Annotated in this window: 1 protein-coding gene; it reads right to left on the reverse strand. The window is 61.5% G+C overall.

The genetic code is table 11. The features are described 5' to 3' along the window. Positions 1-20: 20 nt before the first annotated feature. Positions 21-421, reverse strand: a 401-nt coding sequence (locus D7X12_RS45785) for a DUF1731 domain-containing protein (RefSeq protein ID WP_120630603.1), incomplete at its 5' end; no start/stop codon positions are given.

Raw genomic sequence — 421 nt, forward strand, 5'->3', positions numbered from 1 at the left:
GCTCAATATCAATCTGCGGGTTACCGGGTAACGGGATGCTTATCCTGCACCAGCAGACCCGCCAGCGCCTCCTCCAGGTTCGGAAAGCGAAAGCGATAGCCGGTCTCCAAGGCCCGCCGCGGTTGCAGACGCTGACTGCCCAGCAGCAACACTGACATTTCGCCCAGCGCCATTCGCAATACCCAGGCAGGAACCGACAGGAACATCGGCCTGCGCAGGGTCGCCGCCAGCGTGCTGGCAAAGTCTGCGTTTCTGACGAGGTCCGGTGCGCACGCATTGAAGGCGCCCCAGCAATCGGCGTGGTGCAAAAGGAAATCAATCAGACCGACCACGTCGTCAAGATGAATCCACGGCATCCATTGACGCCCATTGCCGAGCCGACCGCCAAGCCCCATGCTGAATGGCAGACGCAGCCTGGGCA

Source organism: Corallococcus sicarius, from assembly GCF_003611735.1.
GTDB classification, from domain to species: domain Bacteria; phylum Myxococcota; class Myxococcia; order Myxococcales; family Myxococcaceae; genus Corallococcus; species Corallococcus sicarius.